Source organism: Streptococcus mitis, from assembly GCF_965111735.1.
GTDB classification, from domain to species: Bacteria; Bacillota; Bacilli; order Lactobacillales; family Streptococcaceae; genus Streptococcus; species Streptococcus mitis_DR.
In genome coordinates this window covers 1,069,177-1,088,994 of the sequence record NZ_OZ217346.1, presented here as the reverse complement: position 1 = coordinate 1,088,994, position 19,818 = coordinate 1,069,177, and the positions used below count along the sequence as shown (strand labels likewise).

The 19,818-nt window shown below is 38.2% G+C and carries 22 protein-coding genes and 1 pseudogene; 16 read left to right on the top strand and 7 right to left on the bottom strand.

Annotation, left to right across the window (positions count from 1 at the left end; all coding sequences use genetic code 11):
* Positions 1-170 precede the first annotated feature (170 nt).
* The gene (locus tag ACLV7W_RS05320) at positions 171-779 is read right to left on the bottom strand and encodes a Type 1 glutamine amidotransferase-like domain-containing protein (protein ID WP_261016247.1); all 609 of its coding nucleotides are present in this window, start codon (positions 777-779) and stop codon (positions 171-173) included.
* A 399-nt stretch (positions 780-1,178) separates the two neighbouring features.
* Here ACLV7W_RS05320 and ACLV7W_RS05315 point away from each other — a divergent pair, with 399 nt between their 5' ends.
* Positions 1,179-1,652, top strand: a complete 474-nt coding sequence (locus ACLV7W_RS05315; RefSeq protein WP_153209569.1) for a hypothetical protein — start codon at positions 1,179-1,181, stop codon at positions 1,650-1,652.
* Here ACLV7W_RS05315 and ACLV7W_RS05310 read toward each other — a convergent pair.
* The 3 genes from ACLV7W_RS05310 to ACLV7W_RS05300 all read right to left on the bottom strand — a co-directional run bounded on the left by ACLV7W_RS05310 (position 1,635) and on the right by ACLV7W_RS05300 (position 2,340).
* The gene (locus ACLV7W_RS05310) at positions 1,635-1,805 is read right to left on the bottom strand and encodes a hypothetical protein (RefSeq protein WP_194251983.1); all 171 of its coding nucleotides are present in this window, start codon (positions 1,803-1,805) and stop codon (positions 1,635-1,637) included. The two genes, ACLV7W_RS05315 and ACLV7W_RS05310, sit on opposite strands and share 18 nt — an antisense overlap.
* Before the next feature lie 36 nt (positions 1,806-1,841).
* Positions 1,842-2,024 carry a hypothetical protein gene (locus tag ACLV7W_RS05305; RefSeq protein WP_050253700.1) on the bottom strand — a complete coding sequence of 61 codons (183 nt, stop codon included), beginning with the start codon at positions 2,022-2,024 and terminating at the stop codon, positions 1,842-1,844.
* A gap of 178 nt (positions 2,025-2,202) precedes the next feature.
* Positions 2,203-2,340, bottom strand: coding sequence for a hypothetical protein (locus ACLV7W_RS05300; RefSeq protein ID WP_153209570.1), 138 nt, complete (start codon positions 2,338-2,340; stop codon positions 2,203-2,205).
* 161 nt (positions 2,341-2,501) lie between these two features.
* On the opposite strand from ACLV7W_RS05300, the pseudogene ACLV7W_RS05295 reads away from it, so the two are divergent.
* The 11 genes and pseudogenes from ACLV7W_RS05295 to ACLV7W_RS05245 all read left to right on the top strand — a co-directional run bounded on the left by ACLV7W_RS05295 (position 2,502) and on the right by ACLV7W_RS05245 (position 12,012).
* Positions 2,502-3,316: pseudogene (locus tag ACLV7W_RS05295) on the top strand (LexA family transcriptional regulator).
* A gap of 151 nt (positions 3,317-3,467) precedes the next feature.
* Positions 3,468-4,418: an Abi family protein gene (locus ACLV7W_RS05290; RefSeq protein WP_023937584.1), complete on the top strand. Its 951-nt coding sequence runs from the start codon at positions 3,468-3,470 to the stop codon at positions 4,416-4,418.
* 158 nt (positions 4,419-4,576) lie between these two features.
* The gene (locus tag ACLV7W_RS05285; protein WP_153209571.1) at positions 4,577-5,608 is read left to right on the top strand and encodes an Abi family protein; all 1,032 of its coding nucleotides are present in this window, start codon (positions 4,577-4,579) and stop codon (positions 5,606-5,608) included.
* Positions 5,609-5,974: 366 nt separating this feature from the next.
* Positions 5,975-7,120 (top strand): site-specific integrase, encoded by a 1,146-nt coding sequence (locus tag ACLV7W_RS05280; RefSeq protein WP_153209572.1) that lies wholly within the window; start codon positions 5,975-5,977, stop codon positions 7,118-7,120.
* A 120-nt stretch (positions 7,121-7,240) separates the two neighbouring features.
* Positions 7,241-7,810, top strand: coding sequence for a CYTH domain-containing protein (locus ACLV7W_RS05275; protein WP_411865564.1), 570 nt, complete (start codon positions 7,241-7,243; stop codon positions 7,808-7,810).
* A gap of 111 nt (positions 7,811-7,921) precedes the next feature.
* Positions 7,922-8,881 (top strand): ribose-phosphate diphosphokinase, encoded by a 960-nt coding sequence (locus ACLV7W_RS05270; protein WP_001283818.1) that lies wholly within the window; start codon positions 7,922-7,924, stop codon positions 8,879-8,881.
* 9 nt (positions 8,882-8,890) lie between these two features.
* Complete coding sequence (locus ACLV7W_RS05265; protein WP_000639640.1) at positions 8,891-10,006, top strand: cysteine desulfurase family protein; 1,116 nt, start codon at positions 8,891-8,893, stop codon at positions 10,004-10,006.
* 4 nt (positions 10,007-10,010) lie between these two features.
* Entirely contained in the window at positions 10,011-10,358 is a 348-nt protein-coding gene (locus tag ACLV7W_RS05260) for a DUF1831 domain-containing protein (RefSeq protein WP_000863540.1), read from the top strand.
* A gap of 7 nt (positions 10,359-10,365) precedes the next feature.
* The gene (locus tag ACLV7W_RS05255) at positions 10,366-10,581 is read left to right on the top strand and encodes a DUF4649 family protein (RefSeq protein ID WP_000462491.1); all 216 of its coding nucleotides are present in this window, start codon (positions 10,366-10,368) and stop codon (positions 10,579-10,581) included.
* Positions 10,582-10,663: 82 nt separating this feature from the next.
* A complete protein-coding gene (locus tag ACLV7W_RS05250) occupies positions 10,664-11,305 on the top strand; it encodes a redox-sensing transcriptional repressor Rex (protein ID WP_000653417.1) in 642 nt (213 codons plus the stop codon).
* A 17-nt stretch (positions 11,306-11,322) separates the two neighbouring features.
* Positions 11,323-12,012, top strand: coding sequence for a gamma-glutamyl-gamma-aminobutyrate hydrolase family protein (locus ACLV7W_RS05245; protein WP_218493463.1), 690 nt, complete (start codon positions 11,323-11,325; stop codon positions 12,010-12,012).
* On the opposite strand, the gene radC is transcribed toward ACLV7W_RS05245, so the two are convergent.
* The 3 genes from radC to ACLV7W_RS05230 all read right to left on the bottom strand — a co-directional run bounded on the left by radC (position 12,009) and on the right by ACLV7W_RS05230 (position 16,962).
* The gene (gene radC, locus ACLV7W_RS05240) at positions 12,009-12,689 is read right to left on the bottom strand and encodes a RadC family protein (RefSeq protein ID WP_411865563.1); all 681 of its coding nucleotides are present in this window, start codon (positions 12,687-12,689) and stop codon (positions 12,009-12,011) included. The two genes, ACLV7W_RS05245 and radC, sit on opposite strands and share 4 nt — an antisense overlap.
* 42 nt (positions 12,690-12,731) lie before the next feature.
* Entirely contained in the window at positions 12,732-15,023 is a 2,292-nt protein-coding gene (pcrA, locus tag ACLV7W_RS05235) for a DNA helicase PcrA (RefSeq protein WP_411865562.1), read from the bottom strand.
* Between the two features lie 268 nt (positions 15,024-15,291).
* Entirely contained in the window at positions 15,292-16,962 is a 1,671-nt protein-coding gene (locus ACLV7W_RS05230; RefSeq protein WP_061424604.1) for a formate--tetrahydrofolate ligase, read from the bottom strand.
* Between the two features lie 229 nt (positions 16,963-17,191).
* Between ACLV7W_RS05230 and coaB the strand changes: the two genes are divergently transcribed.
* The 4 genes from coaB to ACLV7W_RS05210 all read left to right on the top strand — a co-directional run bounded on the left by coaB (position 17,192) and on the right by ACLV7W_RS05210 (position 19,809).
* Entirely contained in the window at positions 17,192-17,881 is a 690-nt protein-coding gene (gene coaB / locus ACLV7W_RS05225) for a phosphopantothenate--cysteine ligase (RefSeq protein ID WP_411865561.1), read from the top strand.
* Between the two features lie 11 nt (positions 17,882-17,892).
* The gene (gene coaC, locus ACLV7W_RS05220; RefSeq protein ID WP_049547281.1) at positions 17,893-18,444 is read left to right on the top strand and encodes a phosphopantothenoylcysteine decarboxylase; all 552 of its coding nucleotides are present in this window, start codon (positions 17,893-17,895) and stop codon (positions 18,442-18,444) included.
* A complete protein-coding gene (locus tag ACLV7W_RS05215) occupies positions 18,428-18,991 on the top strand; it encodes an ECF transporter S component (RefSeq protein WP_061424598.1) in 564 nt (187 codons plus the stop codon). The genes coaC and ACLV7W_RS05215 overlap by 17 nt, the downstream gene beginning before the upstream one ends.
* A gap of 290 nt (positions 18,992-19,281) precedes the next feature.
* On the top strand, positions 19,282-19,809 hold the full coding sequence (locus tag ACLV7W_RS05210) for an ECF transporter S component (protein WP_001097396.1): 528 nt from the start codon (positions 19,282-19,284) through the stop codon (positions 19,807-19,809).
* Positions 19,810-19,818: the final 9 nt, after the last annotated feature.

Sequence of the window (19,818 nt, the reverse complement as noted above, 5' to 3'; positions counted from 1 at the left end):
CTTATCTTGATTATTTTATGAATAATATTTTTACTGCTTCTTAGTTGCTGTCGATTTTAAACTACCTATATTCTATCACAAAAACACAAAAAAAGCCTTACAATCAAGGCTTTTCATTATTCATTTCGTCAATACTTTAGTTTCGTAGATTCAGATTCGCATGATTAAAACTAGTCAATTTTCTCTGTGATGTTTCCAAGTTTATCAAATACAAGACAGGAATGATCATTTAGTGGAATTATGGGAACATTAACGAGTTCTTCAGCTCTCTCCTTATTAGCTTTATCATTCCAGGAATCATAATGGACACTAATTAAAAACTGACTAAAGAGTCCTAATCCATTTTTTATATTTATCTGATGATCTGAATTATCATTAGGTGAAACATAGACTTTTTCTCCTAATAATAGGGCTCCTGCAGAAAACCCTATAACTTTTGCTCCTTTATTCAGCATGCGATCGATATAATTTTTGAACTGCTGATTGACGTAAGTAGCTAAATACTTTTCCGTATTTCCTCCACCGATAATAATTAGATCAGCATCTAGATAGCTATCAAAATTAATCTGCTCAGTGTCCAAGAGTAAGTAATCAGTGTTTAGGTTAGAAAAATGGCTTCGGAAAACTTCCGTGTACTTTTTCATATACGGTTCCCAATTTTCTCGATAAACTGTAAAAATGACAATTCTTTCGATCTTTCTTGATGACACAATTTTATTAACAATCGTATGGTTCTTTATCGGCGGATTTCCACCCATCAAAAAAAATTGTTCGTCCAATCTTTCACACTTTCTAAAGATACATAAAGTTTAAACAAGTTTATTCACGTTTCTAAATTATAATTTTTTCTTAAAACATATCATTAAACATATCATTTTATTATAAACTGACTAAGATCGCACCAGCAATACTACATACTAGACGATTCGGACTTACCGTATCATTTCGTCGGTTTCCCTCCTCATTCTACGAGTCCTATCGCATGGGAGATCATTACTTCTACTTCGCTGATGCCTCAGCTTGAACAAGCAGTGATACCGCCTCAACATGTGGTGCTAGTCAACATCTATATTATATAACGAAAGTAATAGAGTGTTTTATAGAATTATTCTATAATATTCTTGACTAGGACCTCTCACCGTTTTAGTCAAAATTCCAATAGAAAGGAGGAAAAGAAAATGAATCTAAATCAAATCCGTATTTTAGAAGCTTGCCATAAATTTTTAATTGGTCTTACGGAATTTAAGGATGAATTACAAAATGATTCCCTCGTCTACCGATTCCAAGATAAAAATATTACCTTTGTAACCTATCAAGAATACAGGAATTTATCATTTACCGATTACAAATTAAAATTTGATTCTCTGCATGGTTCCATAACTAATATAGATGCTAGAGAAGATTTGATAGATGTATTATTCCAAAACGAACATGAATTAAGAGTTTTAAACAGCATATCCGATTTAGAACAAGCTCGTATTCAGATTTTTAAACTACTATCACAAGCTAATCTTGAAATACTAACTGAAAAAAATTCAAATGCAAAAAAAGATTATTTTGGTTACCAGTTCCGTAATCTCGAAACAAAAGAATCATATCCAATTTATTTGTTTCCAGAAAATGCTAATTTTGAACTAGTTGCCATCATTTGATAGGATATCTGCTTCAAAACGAAACCAATTCAGCTCATGAGCAAGCTCTTCAAGCTCGTGAGCTTTTTTATTGAACTCTTTGACAAGCTCATTAAATTTCTCCATATTCGTAACATTTACTTTAACTTCAAGGTTCATTGAATTTTTAGCCATTCTTCTTACCCCCTTATCTAAATTCATCTTTTACCATTACTCCTCTTGAGAAGAATTTTTTGGAAGTCTGCTTGTAATTGATTTAGCAAACTCTTCTACACTCGATTTTTCAAAATCCATATATTTTTTGTATAGTTCATTTACTTTATAAATGTGGTAATGCATCATAATAGATGTCACAATAAAAGATGTTAAAATTGAAATTATCAATGATTCCACGATATCTCCTTCCTACTCCTTATCTTTTTTATCACATCGGTACTTCACTATCTGACGGATAGTAAAAGATACAATCACAAATCCTGCTAGGCTTATCAAGCCAACATTTTCATCCATTGCTTTTCACAGCAAATGATGGTACACTATCAAGTAGAGGTTGGGGCTTCTGCCCCTTTCTCTACTTTTTGTTTTGAAGCCTACGTTTGTGTTCTAAGATTTGTTTGTGCCACAAACGAGCTTCGTTTACTAAGCCTAGTACCAAGATGACGGTTGTGGTGTCCTTGGTTGCTAGGCTTTTTATGATGTGTTCCATCATTTGCCTTACCTCCTTTTCCTTAAGCTTGATTTAATTATAATATGATTTTTTCGTATTATCAATAGTTTTTATCAAAAAAATAGGATTTTTTCGTATTTTTGATTGTTTATCAATCAAAAATGATATATAATGTAATTATAAAAAATACGAGGTAATCGTAAATGGATGAAAAAAAACGAATGCGAATTATTGCTGAAAATATTACACACTTTAGAAAGCAACGTGGCATCACCCAAAAAGAGTTGGCTAAAGAAGTTGGAATTACAGCAAGTACTATGACAGACTATATGAAATTAAGAAGCGCTCCTTCTTTTGGTGTTATCCAAAAACTTGCTGATTATTTCGGTGTTAAAAAATCAGATATAGATACTACTTTTAAAGAAGAATCCATCAATTCCTTCTCAGATGTTCCAGATTTACTCACACAGCAAATCACAAACACAGCTCGAAAATTAAACACTAACAATAAAAAAATTGTGCTACGAATGTCTGAGGATCTTCTGAACGAGCAGAAAAACGAAGAAGAAACGAAGATAAACGAAGATAAACGAAGATAAACGAAGTATCGGAAGTTATCAGCTTGTACCAAGTTGAGGTAGTATCTGAGACGGCAGCAGCTTGTGGATTTAACTACGGATTTGGTTACGACGATACAGACAGAGAGACTATAGAGGTTGACGAACAACCACCACGCCACGATATTGCTACCAAGGTAAGTGGAGATTCCATGCAACCTGACTACCAGAACGGAGACATTCTCTATTTAGTAGACAAGGGACTGACTACCTATAATGGAGACCTAGCAGTTATCGCATACGGAGACCGTTCTTACTTCAAGAAGATATATACCGAAAATGGACGCTTACGCCTAGTATCGCTCAATGACAAGTATGAAGACATCATCCTAGACTTCCCACCAGCCGAAGACACACACATCAAGATTTATACAGTTGTCGGGGTGTATAGAGGGGAATAGAAAAAATTATTTTTTTAAAAATATTAAAAAAACAGTTGACTTTTTAAAAAAAATCATTTAGAATGAATTCATTAGAGAAAAAGCGTCGGGATCTCTACGGGGACCGATACGGGAAAACTCCTTCATTCTAAATTAGAATGGGGGAGTTTTTTTGAAGCCATTTAAAACAATCGAGGAACAAATCGCAACACTAAAAATCAGAGGGTTATCCATTACAGATGAGTCTAAAGCAGCTAAGTACCTGCTAAGTAATAATTACTACAATATTATCAATGGATACAGTAAGTTTTTTCAACACCCTGGTACTGACACTTATATTGACGGCGTCACATTTGACGAAGTTTCAAGTCTCTATACATTTGACAAAGATGTAAAACGAGCCATTTTGCAAGCTATTCTTGAAGCTGAACACCATATCAAGTCAATCACTGCTCACAGATTCGCCGAAGCTTACCCCAGTCAAAAATACGCTTATTTAAACACCAATTCTTATGCAGATAATAAAATATTAGACGTGGGATTTATTGTATCAAAACTATCCAAAATCATAAACACAAACAAGCGATACAGAGGAAATTCAATTCACCACTACGCACATACTCATTCAGATGTCCCAATCTGGGTACTAACTGATTATCTAGAGTTTGGAGATTTACGCACAATTATTGAAAACCTGCCGAACTCACTCCAAAATGAAATCGCACGGGATTTAGTAAGTTTTATAAGCACAAACATACCTGACTTTAACGATGTTTTCCCACCAGAAACCTTGATATCTTTTCTAAAAAATATTAACGAGGTACGAAACAAATGCGCTCACAATAATCGCTTATTAAACTTCAGATGCCGTTCTAATAGTACGTTTTGGGAAACGATTCATAACGAAGAGATCTTGATGGGAGATGACAGTAGAAAAACTGTATATTCAACAATTATTAGCCTTCAATGCTTTATTAGTAAAGCAGAATTTAACATTTTGTGGAATACTCTTAGAAAGAAAGTTATCAAACTAGAGAAAAAACTGCCTTCTATAGACATCAATGTAATCAACCAGTCTTTAGGTTTTCCTAATGATTGGCACCGTAATGAACCAAGAGTATAAATTAAAACCAACTGTTTCCAAAATGGAAATAGTTGCTTGACAAAAATAACAAAAGACTCTATAATGTATTTATACGAATTGGTCCGGATGCCCGATGCATCCTACCGAAAGAGTCTCAATACATTATTGAGGCTCTTTCGTGCTTTATAGGAGAAAAAATGAAACCTTTTTCCGATTTTAATAAACAAATTAAAATATTAGAAAATAGAAACTTAACTATTTTAGATAGAAAAGCAGCTAACTTTGCTCTCAGAAACTACGGTTATTACGAAATAGTAAATGGATACAAGATTTTTTTACTTGATTCATCCAAAAAAGTTGAAACATTTTTAGAAAAGGAAACATTTGAACACCTTGTTTCACTTTATAATCTTGACAAACAAATCAGAAGTTTGGTCATGCAAGCGACTTTGAAAGTAGAGTTATCTCTAAGAACAGCCCTAGCTTATACTCTAGCAGAAGATTTTGGTATTTTAGAATCAGATTATCTGGATAGAAAAAATTACAATAAAGGGAAATTTCAACGTAAACACAAAAAATATCAAAGAGATTTTCTTCTGGATATGCTTAAAGACATCGCAGCCAATAGACCTGTAGAGCCTTTAAACTCTTATCGAATCAAACATAAGCACATACCTCCATGGATACTTTTTAAAGAAACAACACTAGGAAATATCACCAATTTTATTAAAATCCTAAAAGGTCCACAAAAAGACAAGATTATTTCTCTTTGTACAGGTCTTTCTAGCTCTCAACTAACACCAGCAGATAAAACTTTATTTATAGAAATACTAGATTTAATATTAGCATTCAGAAATCGTGCTGCTCATGGCGGACGCATGTTTAATTATAAAGCAAGTGCGAGTCTAAGTTACCACAAAAAGTTTCATAACCAAATAAAGATAACACCGGCTGATTACCGAAATGGTAAAGGGCAAAGAGATTTATATACTTTCTTCCATTCTTTAGCCTTATTTGATAACAAAGCAGGCTTTAACTTATTAGAATTATGTCTCTATTCTATAAAGGAGCATGACGCATCATACCCCTCAGATTGGCTAGTTTTAGCCAGTGAAATGGGATATCCAAAAGATGTTCTAAAAACAGATTTACAAAGGCATCGTAATTTCCACAAAAATTACCGTTGGAGATACCTGTGGCATGCTATAAAAAATATATTTAAAAAATAGAAAATAAAAAAATCTCCACAATCTCCAACGGCAAACTTTGAGTGTGAGGACTCAACTTTCCATTTTTGACAAAATGATATATATTTGATAATATATAGTTACTAACCTAGGAGAAATCCTAGTGCAAATAATCTGGTTGGCACAAGCTGCCACGCAGAAACGGTAACTATAAATTTAGTTACCGTTTTTTGTTGAATTTAAACAAAAAAATCCCCACACTCTCCATCGCCAAACTTTGAGTGTGAGGATTTAACTTTCCATCTAGCAAGCAATGGAAAGGATGATAAAAAAATACACCTATAGTTTATCATAAGTTCTGCACCTTTTCAACTATGCGGGCAAGCAATCGAAAAGAAAGGACTTTTTATGATAAAAAAATATATTACCAAAAAAGGAGAAACTAGATATCTCTTTCAAACCTATCTGGGTATAGACCCTGCTACTGGAAAAGAAAAACGCACAACACGCCGTGGTTTTAAAACCATAAAAGAGGCCAAGGCAGCCGAACGTGATCTTCTCTTGGATGTTGAAGAGAATGGTTTTTCAAATAATGAAGCTTTCCAGAATCCTACTTTCGCTGAAGTCGCTGAATTATGGCTTGATAGCTATAAAAACACTGTGAAACCAACAACCTATCAGAACGTTAAGAAAAAACTTGATGTTATGATTGACTTGTATTTTGCAGATATGAAGATTCAGCAGATTAGTGTCGCTTATTGTCAAAAGGTTGCTATCAAGTTAAGTAATCGCTATATCCTCTATGCCAATTACTACTCTGTCATCAGTCGAATTTTCAAGTATGCCACTTCTATTGACATTATTAAGTCAAATCCCTTAGACAAGATTATCAAGCCTAAAAATAGGTCCTTAAAGGCCAAAGATAACCACTATACAAAACAGGAACTAACGGAGTTTCTTAAAGTTTGCAAAGTAGATTGTAAGCCTGTAGAGTATACCTTTTATCACTTGCTAGCTTTTACTGGTTTGAGATGTGGTGAGGCGCTTGGGCTCATGTGGTCAGATGTTGACTTTGAAAATAAACGATTAAGCATTTCTCGGACAGCTGTCGTTGTTAATAAAAAACAAACTGTTCAGGACCCTAAAACCAAAATGAGTAAGAGGGTTATCACTTTAGATGATGAAACTCTAAATGTATTGAAACTCTGGAAGCGTCAGCAAATAAAAGAATATTTTCGGGCTAGTGTGCCTTACAAACATGATTCAAATTATATCTTTACGAACAGTTTCGGAGGTTGGATTTCTCCTTCAGCTGTAAAAGAGAGACTTAGAAGATTCTTTTGTGAACACAATGATATCAAAAAAATTACGCCTCACGGTTTCAGGCACACACACGCTTCTCTCCTCTTTGAAGCTGGTATTACAGCTAAAATCATTTCGGACAGATTAGGTCACAACAATGTTCAAACAACCCTTGATATGTATACCCACATCAATGATAATCAACGTTTTGAAGTCGTTGATCAGCTCATGGATTTCATCCGTTCCAGCTAAAAGTAGAGTCGTATTCACTTTTAGATAAACACTATAAAACCAATGATTTCAAGGGTACAGAAAACCGTGAGCAGTTTATACCATAAATCCGCTTTCAACGATAAAGAAAAGGTAAGAAAAATGAAACATTTAGAAATTGAATTGAAAACACTATTGAAAAAAGATGAATATGATCGTCTAAAAGAGCAGTTCACTGGTGCCACTCCTGTTCTTCAAAAAAATTACTACATGGACACGCCTGATTTTGAACTACGAGAAAAGAAAGTCGCTATGCGCATTCGAACCTTTGAAGACTGGGCAGAATTGACACTCAAAGTCCCACAAAGTGTCGGAAACATGGAATACAATCAAAAATTGCAACTAAAAGATGCTGAAAACTATCTGAGCAAGAAAGAACTTCCTCAAGGGCTAGTACTGGATGAATTGGCTAAACATGGTATTAAAACTAGTGAATGGCAGATTCTTGGCTGTCTAACAACGCTTCGCTATGAAATGCAAACAGCTATTGGTCTCATAGCGTTGGATGAAAGTCAGTACTTTGATATTACAGATTACGAATTAGAGCTTGAAGTCGAGAATCACGAGCAAGGGAAACAGGATTTCCAACAATTTTTAGAGGAAAATCAGATTGATTATCAAAAAGCTCCCTCAAAATTGGTCCGATTTGTCAAAAGCATGAAAAATAGCTGAAATAATCTCTATTTTTTGGTAAAATAGAAAAGATAAAATACAAAAATCCCAGTTCATATAGGCTAGGCAGATATGACTAGGATTTAAAAAGTTTACAGAGGACGGTCTATAATGTCAGATAGAAAAAACATGAAACTTTTCGCACTCAACTCTAACCAAGAGATTGCACAGAAAATTGCTCAAGCTGTTGGTGTCCCACTTGGAAAACTATCATCACGTCAATTTTCAGATGGAGAAATCCAAGTAAATATCGAAGAAAGTGTCCGTGGTTATGATGTGTACATCATCCAATCAACAAGTTTCCCAGTTAACAACCACCTAATGGAGTTATTGATCATGGTCGACGCTTGTGTACGTGCAAGTGCCCACAGTATCAACGTTGTCCTTCCATATTTTGGTTATGCACGTCAAGACCGTATTGCTTCACCTCGTGAGCCACTTACAGCTAAACTAGTTGCCAATATGCTGGTTAAGGCTGGTGTCGATCGTATCCTTACGCTTGATTTGCATGCCGTTCAGGTTCAAGGCTTCTTTGACATTCCTGTTGACAACCTCTTCACAGTTCCTCTATTTGCAAAACATTATTGCGATAAGGGCTTACTTGGTTCAGATGTTGTTGTTGTTAGCCCTAAGAATTCAGGTGTGAAACGTGCCCGTAGCTTGGCTGAATATCTTGATGCTCCTATCGCCATTATCGACTACCCTCAAGACGATGCAACTCGTAACGAAGGTTATATTATCGGTGATGTTGAAGGTAAGAAAGCTATCTTGATTGACGATATTTTAAATACAGGACGTACCTTCTCTGAAGCTGCCAAAATCGTTGAACGTGAAGGAGCTACAGAAATTTATGCTGTTTCTAGTCATGGTCTCTTTGTTGAAGGTGCTGCTGAACTTCTTGACAATACTAATATTAAAGAAATTCTTGTGACTGATTCAGTAGCAACAAAAGAAAAAACTCCTAAAAACGTATGCTACATCACTGCTAGTGAGTTAATTGGTGATGCCATCGTCCGTATCCACGAAAGAAAACCAGTCAGCCCACTCTTTGCCTACAATAAAAAGAAATAAGGTGATTCTTTGATTTATTTGGACAATGCTGCAACGACTCCCATGTCAGCAGCTGCTATTTCAGCTATGACCAAGGTTATGCAAGAAACCCACGGAAATCCATCTAGTATTCATGGTCATGGTCGTCAAGCTGGTAAACTCTTGCGTGAAGCCCGTCAGGAACTAGCTCAGTTAATAGGGACAAAACCTCAACATATCTTTTTCACTTCTGGTGGGACAGAAGGCAATAATACTGCCATCATTGGCTACTGCCTTCGTCATCAAGAACAGGGAAAACATATCATCACAACTGCTATTGAGCACCATGCTGTCCTTGAAACCATTGATTACTTGGTTCAACACTTTGGTTTTGAAGTAACCATTATTCAGCCAGAAAATCAAGAAATCACAGCCCAACAAATTCAAAAGGCTTTACGTGATGATACGATTTTGGTTTCAACCATGTTTGCCAATAACGAGACAGGAAACCTACTTCCCATTGCTGAAATTGGCCAAATACTCAAGCAACACCCAGCCGCCTATCATGTCGATGCAGTTCAGGCTATTGGTAAAATCCCTATACACCCAGAAGAATTGGGCATTGATTTTCTCACTGCTTCTGCCCATAAATTCCATGGTCCTAAAGGAATCGGTTTTCTCTACGCATCTAGCATGGACTTTGATTCCTATCTACATGGCGGAGACCAAGAACAGAAAAAACGTGCAGGGACTGAAAATCTGGCTGCCATCGTAGGCATGGTTGCAGCCCTAAAAGAAGACCTAGAAAAACAAGAAGAGCATTTTCAACATGTACAAAATCTAGAAACTGCCTTTCTGGCAGAGCTAGAGGGAGTTCAGTATTACCTGAATAGAGGCGAACACCATCTCTCTTATGTTCTCAATATTGGATTTCCTGGCCAGAAAAATGACCTCTTACTCCTTCGTCTAGATTTGGCTGGAATTTCAATCTCTACTGGCTCAGCCTGCACTGCGGGCATTGTACAATCCAGCCATGTTCTCGAAGCCATGTACGGGGCAAATTCAGAACGCTTGAAGGAATCCGTTCGTATCAGTTTGTCGCCAGAAAATACTGTTGAAGACCTACATACCCTAGCAAAAACATTAAAAGAAATTATCGGAGGTTAGCCATATGGCATTTGAAAAAACCATTCAGTTAAAAAATTGTCGTTACGACTACACTCTTAGCCCTTCTGTTAAAAAATTCACCCTCAAAGATAACACCTTTTTTGAGACTAAGGTTGGTAACTATGAATTGACTCGACTTTTGGAAAAAGTTCCGAACAGCGGTGAAGGATTCCAACTCAAAATCATCATTAACAAGGAACTTACAGGTGCTAAAATCAATATCACTGATAAGTTTGGGCTACGTCTAGTTGATATTTTCAAATCAGAAGACCACCACATTCATCAGGAAAAATTCTATTTTCTCATGGATAGTTTAGTAGAGCGTGGTGTCTTTACAAAATCGGAAAGATAGAGCCAAAATGTTTGAACTGACCTATAAGGACAGCTATCATGTAGAGCGCACTCTCAAGTATGAGGATTACGAGGCTCTCATGCTGGCTCTATCAGGATGTGTGACTCTGCCAGATACACTTTATGTAACTTCTTTGACCTTTAAAGGGCAGGAAGTTTACCAAGGTCTGGTCGGAGACCTCTACCGTTTTCTATCACATGCAGATTTTTTACATCAAAACTAAGATTTTTCTTAGTTTTTTCTTATTTTTGTTGATTTTTTCACAATGTTTCTATAAAATAGAAGAATAGAAAGGTTGTGATTTTGTGAAAGATAAACAGTCTGCTATTCCAAAAGCTACAGCGAAAAGACTCTCTCTCTACTATCGAATTTTTAAGAGATTTCATGCAGAAAAGATTGAACGTGCCAACTCTAAACAAATTGCAGAGGCCATTGGGATTGATTCAGCGACCGTACGTCGTGATTTTTCCTATTTTGGTGAACTGGGTCGACGTGGATTTGGCTATGATGTCAAAAAACTGATGACTTTTTTTGCCGATTTACTCAATGATAACTCTATTACCAATGTCATGCTTGTAGGTATTGGCAATATGGGTCATGCCCTTCTCCACTACCGCTTCCACGAACGTAACAAGATGAAGATTATCATGGCCTTTGACCTAGATGACCATCCCGAAGTCGGTACCCAAACTCCTGATGGGATTCCTATTTACGGGATTTCTCAAATCAAGGATAAAATCAAGGATGCTGATGTCAAGACTGCTATCCTGACAGTTCCCAGCGTCAAGTCACAAGAGGTTGCCAATCTCTTGGTGGATGCTGGCGTGAAAGGAATTCTCAGTTTTTCACCAGTCCATCTGCATTTACCCAAAGACGTGGTCGTTCAGTATGTCGATTTGACAAGTGAACTCCAAACCCTCCTCTACTTCATGCGAAAAGAGGATTAGAAAGCGAAAATCATTTTATGAAAAAACCAGTTATTGGGATAACAGGAAACGAAAAAACTCATCCAGATGATGACATCATGATGAGTTACGCAGCAAAAGGCTTTGTTGAAGGCGTTAAAGACGCTGGAGGGATTCCCATCATCCTACCGATTGGTGATCAAGAAATGGCTAGCCACTATATTAGTTTGATTGACAAGCTCATCTTGACAGGTGGGCAAAATGTTGATCCAAAATTCTATGGTGAACCAAAAACCATCGATAGCGATGACTACCACCTTCAAAGGGATATCTTTGAACTGGCCCTCATCAAGGAAGCTATTAACCAGAAAAAGCCAATTTTTTCTGTCTGCCGTGGAACTCAACTCTTTAACGTTGCCATGGGTGGAACTTTGTACCAAGATATAGAAGACCATTGGCAGGATTGTTCTGCCGAGTACACCACCCAACGCTTGATGACAGAACCAAATACTGTTCTTCGAGAAATCTATGGAGAAATTTCCCATATCAACTCCTTCCACCACCAGAGCATCAAAGATTTAGCACCAAATTTAAAGATTGCGGCCCATGATCCTAAAGATGGTATCATTGAAGCTGTCATGAGTACGGATGATGTTGCCTTTCTCGGTGTCCAATGGCACCCAGAATTTCTTTTTGAAAATCGTCCCAAAGATAAAAACCTCTTTGACTATGTCGTCAATGAACTTTAGATTAAATCCGTCTTTTCACGATAACTAAAGTAATTAGAATGAGAGACAATCAAATGGTCCAAGAGGACAATCCCCATCAGGTCACAGGCTTCTTTTACAAGTTTAGTGACTTGATCATCATTTCGGCTAGGCGCTACCGCTCCTGAAGGATGATTGTGAACCAAGATGAGAGAGGTCGCCATATGCTTGATGGCATAGTGAAGAATCTCACGTGGTTCAGCAATACTACGAGTAGCTGAGCCGATAAAAATGGTCTGTTGATGGATGATTTGATTTTGAGTATTGAGATAGAGCGCCACCAGGTGCTCTTGTTTTTTATGTCCCAACTCCTGCTGCATCTTCTTGGCCAACTTTTGGCTACTGAGAATACTTTCCATCTCAAGGGTCTCATGTTTATGAATACGATGCCCCAGTTCAATCATAGCTTGTAGTTCTATAGCCTTAACACGACCGATACCAGACAGACTCTGCATTTCCTGCAGGGTCATTTTTTTCAAATCAGTTAGGCTTGAAAGATTATTCAAAACTTTCTGGGCAATTTCAAAAACACTGGACTGACGTGTTCCTGTTCTGAGTAAAATTGCTAGCAACTCTTGGTTACTGAGCGCTTCAACTCCTTCTTTTGCCAGCCTTTCTCTTGGTAATAGTGAATCTTCTTGAAATGAAATACTGTACATAAAAATCCTCCTCACTTTATTATTCGTGAGAAGGATGGAAAATTAGATTTTTTTCTCAATTGGAGCCACACTGGCTAAAAGTTTTTTCAAACCTACTTCTGGGAAATTGATTTTTAATTCCTGCGTAGCACCTCTACCTGAAACTTCCAGAACAGTTCCCTCACCCCACTTCTTGTGGAGGGCAATGTCACCAATGGACCAATTTGTCTCACTAGACGCTGATTTTACGCCAGCTGTAAATTGACCAAATGGGAGACCGCTTGACTGGATAGATTTTGGGGCAGCACTACGTTTACGGTCTTGAAGAGCTTGAGCCAGACTCATACCTTGACCAAAGGCAAGGCCGCCACTGCTATAAGATGCCTTAAAGCTTGAATTTGCAGGACGAGCCAGACCTTGATACTCAAGTAAGTCTGAGCTGATTTCGTTAATAAAACGAGTCGGACGGTTGTAGTTGGTACGACCAAAAAGCAGGCGCGAGTTGGCATTTGTCAGATAGAGAATTTTCTCTGCACGCGTAATTCCTACATAGGCCAGACGGCGTTCTTCTTCCAATTCATCTTGATCCTCAGCCGCGCGACTAAGCGGAAAGACATTTTCTTCCATCCCAATCAAAAAGACAACTGGAAACTCGAGACCTTTGGCAGCATGCAGGGTCATTAGAGTAACTTCTGATGTCTCCTGACTACCTGAATCGGTGTCCGCAATCAAGGCTAAATCATTTAAGAAACGACTCAGTTTGTCCAGACCAGTTTCTTCTTCTGGCTCATCAGAGGTGTCATCAAAGTTTTTCGTCACAGAAAGGAACTCTTCAATATTTTCAACCCGAGCCTTACTTTCCAGAGTTGCTTGGGCATTAAGAATATCAACGTAACCTGTTTTTTCTAGAACCGCCTCAACCAACTCTGTAATAGTTAATTGATCTAGCTGCTCTCGCAAATCCAGAACCATATTGGCAAAATCCCAGATAGACTGGGCTGCTTTACCCTTGATACCAGACAACATGATATTGGCAGAAGCATCCAGCATGGACATGTTTTGCATATTCGCAAAGTCACGAATTTTCTCAACTGTACCTGGGCCAATTCCACGTTTAGGCTCGTTGATAATACGCTCAAAACTGATATTGTCACTCAAATTAGCAATGAGGTTGAGATAAGCGATAATATCTCGGATTTCCTTACGGCTGTAGAACTTGGTTCCGCCAACCATGGTATAAGGGATATTTGACTTGAGCAAGGCTTCCTCAATAGTACGGGACTGGGCATTAGTCCGATAGAGAACTGCAAAATCCTTGTGAAGGAAGTTTTGACTGCGACTAAGTTCATCGATGGTTCTGGCTACAAATACAGCCTCATCCAGCTCATCATCAGCACGATAGTAAACGATTTGCTCCCCATCAGCATTCTGGGTCCAGAGATTCTTAGGACGGCGGTTTTTATTGTTTTTAATGACCTCGTTGGCCGCTTGGAGAATAGTTTTAGTTGAACGGTAATTCTCCTCCAGCAAAACAACCTTGGCTTGGGGATAATCTTTCTCGAAATCCAAAATATTCTGCATATCAGCACCACGCCAACCGTAGATAGACTGGTCCGCATCCCCAACCACACAGATATTTTTAAAACGGGAAGCCAAGAGTTTGACCAATTGATACTGAGCGTGGTTGGTATCTTGGTACTCATCAACATGGATGTACTGAAACTTCTGCTGGTAGTAGGTCAAAACATCAGGATTTTGATCAAAGAGACGCAAGGTCAGCATAATCAAATCATCAAAATCAACGGATTCAGACTGACGAAGTTCTTTTTGATAAGCTGTGTAACACTGGGCTACGATTTGCGTGTACATATCGCCAGCTTGGGCAGCATAGGCAACATCATCAATCAGATCATTCTTAGCATTGGAAATTGTTCCTAAGATGCTCCGTTCATTCCATTTTTTCGGATCCAGGTTCAACTGCTTAAGAATGCGTTTCATAAGAGTTCGCTGTTCACCAGGATCGACAATTGTAAAATTACGGTTGTAGCCAATATGGTCCGCATCGCGACGCAAGATACGAACACACATGGAGTGAAAGGTCGCAATCAAACAGTCCTGAGTGGCTGGATTGAGGCCATAAGCACGTTCCTTCATCTCACGCGCAGCCTTATTAGTAAAGGTAATGGCCAAGATATTCCAAGGATTGACCAGCTTTTCATCAATCAGATAAGCAATGCGGTGGGTCAAAACTCGGGTCTTTCCAGAACCAGCCCCCGCCATGATCAACAAGGGACCTTCTGTCGTTTGCACCGCCTCAGCCTGACGGTCATTCATTCCATTTAATAATGCGTTCATCTTCTCTTCCTTACTCTTGAAGTCAATATTTCCATTATATCAGAATTCGAGGAAAATATCTTTACCTAGACTGGTTACGTCTAGAAAACGACACCTTATATCTAGATAAAAAATGAGCTTGGATTAAAATCTCCAAACTCATTTATTACTCAATGAAAATCGAAGTGCAAACTAGGAAGCTAGCCGCAGGCTGTACTTGAGTACGGCAAGGTGAAGCTGACGTGGTTTGAATTTGATTTTCGAAGAGTATAAAGTCAATTTCAATATACTAGAACAAACCTAATACTGTTCCATCACTTTCAACATCCATGTTGAGAGCTGCTGGACGTTTTGGTAGGCCTGGCATGGTCATGACATCGCCAGTTAAGGCAACGATAAAGCCTGCACCTAATTTTGGTACCAATTCACGAATGGTAATTTCAAAGTTTTCAGGTGCTCCAAGTGCATTTGGATTATCTGAGAAACTGTATTGAGTTTTAGCCATACAGATTGGCAATTTGTCCCAACCGTTTTGAACGATTTGAGCGATTTGTGTTTGAGCTTTCTTCTCAAAGTTCACTTTGCTACCACGGTAGATTTCAGTAACAATCTTTTCAATCTTTTCTTGGACAGAAAGGTCATTGTCATACAAACGTTTATAGTTAGCTGGGGTTTCAGCGATAGTCTTGACAACCGTTTCAGCAAGTGCTACACCACCTTCGGCACCATCAGCCCAGACACTTGCTAGTTCAACCGGAACATCGATTGAGGCACAAAGTTCTTTCAAGGCTGCAATTTCGGCTTCTGTATCAGATACAAATTCGTTAATAGCTACGACTGCAGGTACTCCAAATTTACGGATATTTTCAACGTGACGTTTCAAGTTAGCAAAACCGGCACGAACTGCTTCTACATTTTCTTCAGTAAGAGCGTCTTTAGCCACACCACCATTCATCTTAAGGGCACGAAGGGTTGCAACAATAACTACTGCATCTGGAGATGTTGGCAAGTTTGGTGTCTTAATATCAAGGAATTTCTCAGCACCAAGGTCGGCACCAAAACCAGCTTCAGTAACCGTGTAATCAGCTAAGTGAAGAGCTGTTGTCGTTGCCAAAACAGAGTTACATCCGTGAGCGATATTGGCAAATGGACCACCGTGTACAAAGGCAGGTGTTCCGTAAATTGTCTGAACCAGATTCGGCTTAATAGCATCCTTCAAAATCAATGCCAAAGCACCTTCAACCTGTAAATCGCCAACAGAAACAGGTGTTCGGTCATAGCGATAACCGATAACAATATTAGCCAAACGGCGTTTCAAGTCCTCGATATCCGTTGCCAAACAAAGAATTGCCATGATCTCTGAAGCAACTGTAATGTCAAAGCCATCCTCACGTGGAATACCATTTAGAGGACCACCAAGTCCAACGGTCACATGACGAAGAGCTCGGTCGTTTAAGTCCACAACACGTTTCCAGAGGATACGACGTTGGTCAATTCCAAGCTCATTCCCTTGGTGCAAGTGATTGTCAATCAAGGCAGAAAGCGCATTGTTGGCAGTTGTAATAGCATGCATGTCCCCAGTAAAGTGGAGGTTGATGTCTTCCATTGGCAGAACTTGAGCGTAACCACCGCCTGCAGCACCACCCTTAATCCCCATTACTGGACCAAGGGATGGTTCGCGGATGGCAATCATAGTTTTCTTGCCAATCTTGTTCAAAGCATCAGCAAGACCAATGGTAATAGTTGATTTTCCTTCACCTGCTGGTGTTGGGTTGATGGCAGTAACCAAGATCAATTTCCCAACTGGATTGCTCTCAACTGCACGGATTTTATCAAAGCTGAGCTTAGCCTTATACTTTCCGTACAACTCCAAATCGTCGTAAGAAATACCAAGTTTCTCTACAACATCAACGATTGGCTTCAACTCAATACTTTGTGCGATTTCAATATCTGTTTTCATTCAAAACTCCTCTAACCTCTTATATGATAATTCATTATAACACAAAACAAGATTTTTAACATCCTTAAACTCTCTAAACGTTCGTAAATATCTCTATTTTTAAGAATTTTAGAGCCCTTTCTTAAATTTTATATGGCTTTATAGTTTGAAACTATAGTAAATCTTCGTTTTTACCAAAAATTTATCACTTTTATTTTACTTACCGTTTATTTTTGTGTACAATAGTGCTATGAAAATTTTAGTTACATCGGGCGGTACCAGTGAGGCTATCGATAGCGTCCGCTCTATCACTAACCATTCTACAGGTCGCTTGGGGAAAATCATCACTGAAACCCTGCTTGCTGCAGGACATGAAGTTTGTTTGATAACGACAAAACGAGCTGTGAAGCCAGTAGCCCATCCTAATCTAAGTATTCGAGAAATTAACAATACCAAGGATCTTCTTCTTGAAATGAAAGAACGTATTCAGGATTATCAGGTCTTGATTCACTCAATGGCCGTATCTGATTACACTCCTGTTTATATGGCAGGACTTGAGGAAGTTCAGGCTAGCTCCAATCTAGAAGAATTTTTAAGCAGGCAGAATCATCAAGCTAAGATTTCTTCAACTGATGAGGTTCAGGTTTTGTTCCTAAAAAAGACACCTAAAATCATATCCCTAGTCAAGGAATGGAATCCTGCTATTCATCTGATTGGTTTCAAACTGCTGGTTGATGTCTCTGAAGATTATCTCATCGAGATTGCCCGAAAAAGTCTTATCAAAAACCAAGCTGACTTAATCATTGCAAATGACCTGACTCAAATTTCAGCAAACCAGCATCGTGCAATCTTTGTTGAAAAAGATCAGCTTCAAACAGTCCAGACTAAAGAAGAAATTGCAGAACTCCTCCTTGAAAAAATTCAAGCCTATCATTCGTAGAAAGGAAAGCTATGGCAAACATTCTCTTGGCTGTAACGGGCTCAATCGCCTCTTATAAGTCGGCAGATTTAGTCAGTTCGCTTAAAAAACAAGGTCATCAAGTCACTGTCTTAATGACTCAAGCTGCTATAGAGTTTATCCAACCTTTGACACTACAGGTACTCTCACAGAATTCCATCCACCTGGATGTCATGAAGGAACCCTATCCTGATCAGGTTAATCATATTGAACTTGGCAAAAAAGCAGATTTATTTATCGTGGCCCCTGCAACTGCTAACACTATTGCAAAACTAGCCCACGGCTTTGCGGACAACATGGTGACCAGTACAGCTCTAGCCCTGCCAAGTCATATTCCCAAACTCATCGCACCAGCAATGAATACAAAAATGTATGACCATCCGGCAACTCAGGCTAATCTGAAAACATTAGAAAGCTACGGCTATCAGCTGATTACTCCAAAAGAATCCCTACTAGCTTGTGGAGACCATGGACGAGGAGCTCTAGCCGACCTCACAATTATTTTAGAAAGAATAAAGGAAACTCTCGATGAAAAAACGCTCTAATATTGCACCTATTGCTATCTTTTTTGCAACCATGCTTGTGATTCATTTTCTAAGCTCACTTATCTTTAACCTTTTTCCATTTCCAATCAAACCGACCATCGTTCATATTCCTGTCATTATTGCCAGCATTATTTACGGTCCACGAGTTGGGGTTACACTTGGATTTTTGATGGGGCTTCTTAGCCTGACAGTTAATACGATTACAATTCTGCCGACAAGCTACCTCTTCTCGCCATTTGTACCAAACGGAAATATCTACTCAGCTATCATTGCCATTGTCCCACGTATTTTGATTGGTTTAACTCCTTATCTAGTCTATAAACTGATGAAAAACAAGACTGGACTAATCCTAGCTGGTGCCCTTGGTTCACTTACCAACACAGTCTTTGTCCTTGGAGGAATCTTCTTCCTATTTGGAAATGTTTATAATGGAAATATCCAACTTCTTCTGGCAACTGTTATCTCGACAAATTCGATTGCCGAATTAGTTATTTCTGCAGTTCTAACCCTAGCTATTGTCCCAAGACTGCAAACTTTGAAGAAATAAAAACAATCTCCACTTTCATACTTGAAGGTGGAGATTTTATTTGAAGTAGTTTCTTTTTAGTGAAATCTTTACCAATATTTATACTCAATGAAAATCAAAGAGTAAACTAGTAAGCTAGCTGCAGGTTCCTCAAAACACGGTTTTAAGGTTGCAAATGGAAGCTGACATTGTTTGAAGAGATTTTCGAAGAGTATTAACTTAAAAATGACCTATAAACCCAAGTAAATCCTTGCTTTATTGCCTTGTTTATTGTACTATACTAATGTATATACAGTAAAAAGGAGATTCTTATGAATACACGGAAAAAGACACAATTTATGACAATGACTGCCCTCTTAACGGCTATTGCAATTTTGATTCCAATTGTTATGCCTTTCAAGATTGTCATTCCACCTGCCTCCTATACTTTAGGAAGCCACATCGCTATTTTTATTGCCATGTTCTTGTCGCCCTTGATGGCTGTTTTTGTCATCCTAGCCTCTAGTTTTGGATTTTTGATGGCTGGCTATCCCATGGTTATCGTTTTTCGAGCTTTTTCCCATATCTTTTTTGGGACTTTGGGAGCTCTTTACCTACAAAAATTCCCCGATACCCTAGATAAACCAAAATCTTCTTGGATTTTTAACTTTGTTTTAGCACTTATCCATGCCCTTGCTGAAGTATTGGCCTGTGTCGTTTTTTATGCAACTTCTGGTACCAATGTAGAAAATATGTTTTATGTTCTATTTGTACTAGTTGGATTTGGCACAATTATCCATAGTATGGTAGACTATACATTAGCACTAGCTGTCTATAAAGTGCTTCGAAAACGCCGCTAAAAGGAAGAA